Origin of the sequence: Achromobacter sp. (assembly GCF_049647645.1) — a bacterium.
GTDB lineage: Bacteria > Pseudomonadota > Gammaproteobacteria > Burkholderiales > Burkholderiaceae_B > Achromobacter.
The window spans coordinates 1-4,628 of record NZ_JBARYB010000035.1 but is presented as its reverse complement, the minus strand read 5'-3'; the positions used below and the strand labels follow the sequence as shown (position 1 = coordinate 4,628).

Genomic DNA, 4,628 nt, shown 5'->3' with positions numbered 1-4,628 from the left:
CCATGGAGGTGGGCGCATCGCGGCCGTTGGCCGCGACGAAGGCGTGGCCCATGCCCAGCGCGCCCATCAGGTCCAGCGCGCGCGCCATGCGCTCGGGCGAGTCCTGGCGTTCGATCAGGGCGGTGGGCAGGTGCGCCATCGAGGTGCCGCCGGAATGGATGTCGAACACCACGTCATGGCGCGGGAACAGCTCGTGTTCCAGGAAGTGCGCCAGTCGTTCCGTGGGCGTGCCGCCGGGGACGCCGGGGAAGGCGCGATTGAGATTGCCATTGTCCAGCGGCGAGCGCCGCCGCGCCGCCATCACCGCGGGCAGATTGGCCAGCGGCAGGATCGTGACCTCGCCGCGCATGCGGGCGGGTTGCAGGCGGCGGATCAGGCGGCCCAGGGCGACCTCGCCTTCGTATTCGTCGCCGTGGTTGCCGGCCATGAGCAGCACGCGCGGGCCGTTGCCGTTGCGGATGCGGCAGATGGGGGTCTTGATCTGGTAGTAGGGCGAACGGTCGACCGAATAGGGGGTGCCCAGGAAGCTGAGCGCCTTGCCGTCGGCGTCGAAATCTATCTCGTGAAACAGGCCGGTATGCATGGGGAAGCAACAGCGCCGCGCAAGGCGGCGCAAAAAGGGATCGGAAGGCCGGCGCGCCGCGCCCTTAGCGCAGCGCGGCGACCGCGGTCATCTCGACCCGCAGGTCGGGGTCGGCCAGACGGGCCTCGACGCAGGCGCGGGCAGGCGGGTTGGCGGGGTCGATCCAGGCGTCGTAGACGCCGTTCATGGCGTCGAAGTCGCCGATGGCGGGCAGGAATACGTCCACCGCCAGCAGGCGCGACTTGTCGCTGCCGGCCTCGGCCAGCAGCGCTTCGATCTTGGCCAGCACTTCGCGGGTCTGCGATTCGAGCGAGCCCTGGCGGTTGTCGGCCACCTGGCCGGCGATGAACACGAAGCCGTTGTACGAGACGGCCTGGCTCATGCGCGAGCCGGATTTGTAGCGTTTGATCATGCGAGTCCTTTTGAGGCGGCCGATTACATCTGCGGCAGGGTCTGGGCTTCCTTGAACCACTTCTGCTGCAGGGCCGGCAGCTTGCCGTTCAGGCGGTTGGTGAAGAGGAAGGTATTGATCCAGTTCAGCAGGTTCTGCTGGCCCTGCTGCACGGCGGCGTGGGCGGGCGACTGGCGGATCAGGAACTTGAGCTGCGGCGCCTTTGCAGGATTGTCTTCGGTCACCTTGAGCGCGATGGCGCTGTTCTCGGCGAACGATTCCGACTGGCCCGCCAGATAGGCGGCCACGGCCGAGGGCGTGTCCTCGAAGCGCACCAGCTTGGCGCCGGGCGCGTTGTCGGTGAGCCAGATGTCCAGCGTGGAGCCCTTGGCGACTGCGATGCTGTGGCCCTTGAGCTCGTCCGCGCTCTTGGCCTGTGGCATGGCTTCACCGCCATAGACGCCCAGGTTCACCGCGGCGTAGGGCTGCGAGAACATGACCTGCTGGGCGCGCTCCGGGGTGGCGCCGGCGGCCGCGATCAGCACGTCGACCTTGCCGGCCAGCAGGCTGGGAATGCGGCTGGCGCCGGTGACCTGCACCAGTTCCAGCTTCACGCCCATGTCGGCGGCCATCAGCTTGGCCAGATCGATGTCCAGGCCGGCGGCCTCGCCCTTGGCGTCCTTGAAGCCCCAGGGCGCGGCATCCATCAGCACGCCCACGCGCAGCTTGCCCGCGCCCAGCACGTCCTGCAGTTTGTCGGCGGCCGAGGCGGGCGCGGCCAGGGAGAGGCAGAGGGCCGCGGCGGCGGCCAGCTTGGCGTACAGTTTCATGCGATGACTCCAGGGGCGGTGCTTTAGTGAGTGGAAGGCGCGGCCGTGCCGATGAACTGGCGCAGCTCGGGGGTTTGGGGATTGGCAAAGAGTTCGGCGGGGGGACCTTGTTCCCAGACGCGGCCCTGGTGCATGAACACCACCTTGGACGCGACGTTGCGAGCGAAGGCCATTTCGTGCGTCACCAGCACCATGGTCATGCCTTGGCGGGCCATGTCTTCCATGACCTTCAGCACCTCGCCCACCAGTTCCGGGTCCAGCGCCGACGTAACTTCGTCGAACAGCATCAGCTGGGGCGCCATGGCCAGGCAGCGGGCGATCGCCACGCGCTGCTGCTGGCCGCCCGAGAGCAGGGCCGGATAGGCGTCGATCTTTTCGGCCAGGCCGACGCGGCGCAGCACGTCCAGCGCCAGCGCGCGGCCCTGCGACTTGGCGATCTTGCCGTTGAGCGTGGGCGCCAGCGTGATATTGCGCTCCACGTTCAGGTGCGGGAACAGGTTGAACTGCTGGAACACGATGCCCACGCGCTGGCGGAATTGGCGCAGTCCGGGCATGCCGGCATGGATCTGTTCGCCGCCGATGCGGATGGCGCCGTCGTCCACCGTTTCCAGCGCGTTCAGGCAGCGCAGCAGGGTCGACTTGCCCGAACCGGAGCGGCCGATGATGGTGACGATCTCGCCTTCGTTGACCTCGAGCGAGACGCCGTTGAGCACCGCGTTGGCGCCGAAGCGTTTGTGGATGTTGGAGACTTCAACGAGCGCCATGGAAGCGGCCCTCCAGGTTACGGGCCCACATCGTCAGGGGCAGGCACGCCGCGAAGTACAGCAACGCGACGCAGGAATAGACCAGCAGCGGCTGGAAGGTGGCGGCGCTGGCGATCTGCCCGGCGCGGGCCAGTTCGACGAAGCCCACCACCGAGGCCAGCGAAGTGCCCTTGATGAGCTGCACCAGGAAGCCCACGGTGGGCGGCAGCGACAGGCGGAACGCCTGCGGCGCGATCACGTGGCGGAACTGGTGCCACTTGGACAGGCCCAGGCAGGCGGCCGCCTCCCATTGCTCATGCTTCACGGCCTGGATGCCGCCGTACCAGATCTGGCCCAGGAAGGCCGCCGTGTAGATGATGAAGGCGACGCTGACGGCCGTCAGCGCGGGCACTTCGATGCCCAGGAACACCGGCATGCCGAAGTAGAAGAACATCAGCAGGCCCAGCAGCGGCACGCCCTGGACCAACTGTTGCAGGGCCGCGGCCAGCCAGCGCAGCGGCGCCGAACGGTGGCCGCGCAACAGCGCCAGCCCCAGGCCCAGCGGCGCGCCGATGGCCAGCGCGATCAGCACCAGGGCCACCGTCCATTGCAGGGCGCTGATGAGGGAGGCGAAATCGCTCAGGGTAAACGTACGCATGCTTGCGGCTCCTAGCGGCGCACGGGCCAGGTGAACGCCAGGCTGCCGGCCAGGGCCAGCAAGGCCTTGGTGATCAGCACCAGCGTGAAATAGATGCCGCAGATGACCGCATAGACCTCGAAGCTGCGGTAGGTGCGGCTTTCGATGAAGCTGCCGGCATGGAACAGGTCCTCGGCCGACACCTGCGAGGCCAGCGAGGTGCCGAGCAGCAGAATGACCAGCTGCGTGCCCAGCGCCGGATAGACGTTGCGCAGGGCGGGCGCCAGCACGATGTGGCGGTACACCTGCCAGGTGCTCAGGCCCAGACAGTGGCCGGCTTCGATCTGGCTGCGCGGAATGGAATCCAGGCCGGCGCGCAGGATTTCGATGGCGTAGGCGCCGAAGTACAGGCTGAGCGCCAGCGCCGCCGCCGCGAAGGGCGGCATGCGCAGGCCCAGCCCCGGCAGGACGAAGAACACCACGAACAGCTGGATCAGCGACGGCGTGTTGCGGAACACCTCGACATAGGCGCGCAGCGCCAGCTTGACCGGTTTGGGGCCGTGGCGCGCCAGCATGGCACCGGCCAGGCCGATGGCCAGTCCGGCGACCACGGCGATGATGGTCAGCTCCAGCGTCACCTGGATGCCGTCCCAGAGCTGCTCGCGATAGCGCCAGACCTGTTGGAAGTTCAGCTGCTGCATGGCTTACCCGAAGAACGTGCGGTAGGCCGACTGCACGCGGCCGTCGGCGTCCAGGCCGAAGAACACGCGCCAGCGGTCCAGACAGGTGCATGGGTGGGAAATGCCGAACTCGATCACGTCGCCCGGCGCCAGCTCGCTGTCCGGCGCGATGGCCAGGAAGGCGTGCTGGTCGTTGAGCCGGGTGACGCGGGCCTGCGCATCCCAGCCCGGCAAGGCCGCGCCGCCGCGGAAGGCGGCCAGCGGCGCGGGCAGGTCCTGGTCGTAGGACACGTCGCGCATGCCGAAGCCGCAGATCGCCAATCCCGGCTCCGGGCGCGAAAGGACTTCGCCCCACAGGCGCAGGGCCGGCCGGAAATCGGCGGCCGCATGGCGCGCCTGGCCGTCGATCTGAAAGCCGGCGCGGGCGTCCATGGCCTGCAGCGCGCGCTGGTAGGTGCCGTGGTCATGGAAGAAAATGGCGCCGCTGCGCAGCACCAGTTGGGCGTTGCCGTCCTCGGCCAGCCAAGGTTTGGCGGCCTGGGTGACCTGGTCGAAGAAGGCCGAGCCGCCGGCGGTGAACACCAGCGGCGCTTGCGGCGCCAGGGCGCGCACTTGCTGGAAGGCCCGGGCTGCGCGCGCCATCAGCGCGGCGATGTTGCTTGCGGTGAGCGCCGCGTCCGACGAAGCGACGGCGCCTTCGTAGGTGGCCACGCCGGCCAGCGCCAGCTTGCTGCCTTGTTCGCGGATCGCGTCCAGGATGGCCG

Annotated in this window: 5 protein-coding genes and 2 pseudogenes; all 7 read right to left on the bottom strand. The window is 68.6% G+C overall.

Annotation, left to right across the window (positions count from 1 at the left end):
• Positions 1–583: pseudogene (locus WBB14_RS03675) on the bottom strand (deacylase); the annotation flags it as partial.
• 64 nt (positions 584–647) lie between these two features.
• Positions 648–995 (bottom strand): RidA family protein, encoded by a 348-nt coding sequence (locus tag WBB14_RS03670; protein ID WP_424238617.1) that lies wholly within the window; start codon positions 993–995, stop codon positions 648–650.
• Positions 996–1,018: 23 nt separating this feature from the next.
• Complete coding sequence (locus tag WBB14_RS03665; protein ID WP_424238616.1) at positions 1,019–1,804, bottom strand: transporter substrate-binding domain-containing protein; 786 nt, start codon at positions 1,802–1,804, stop codon at positions 1,019–1,021.
• 23 nt (positions 1,805–1,827) lie between these two features.
• Positions 1,828–2,568, bottom strand: coding sequence for an amino acid ABC transporter ATP-binding protein (locus WBB14_RS03660; RefSeq protein ID WP_424238615.1), 741 nt, complete (start codon positions 2,566–2,568; stop codon positions 1,828–1,830).
• Positions 2,555–3,205 (bottom strand): amino acid ABC transporter permease, encoded by a 651-nt coding sequence (locus tag WBB14_RS03655; protein ID WP_013395488.1) that lies wholly within the window; start codon positions 3,203–3,205, stop codon positions 2,555–2,557. Before WBB14_RS03655 ends, WBB14_RS03660 begins: the two co-directional genes overlap by 14 nt.
• A gap of 11 nt (positions 3,206–3,216) precedes the next feature.
• Entirely contained in the window at positions 3,217–3,885 is a 669-nt protein-coding gene (locus tag WBB14_RS03650) for an amino acid ABC transporter permease (protein ID WP_424238614.1), read from the bottom strand.
• 3 nt (positions 3,886–3,888) lie between these two features.
• Positions 3,889–4,628: pseudogene (locus WBB14_RS03645) on the bottom strand (amino acid deaminase); the annotation flags it as partial.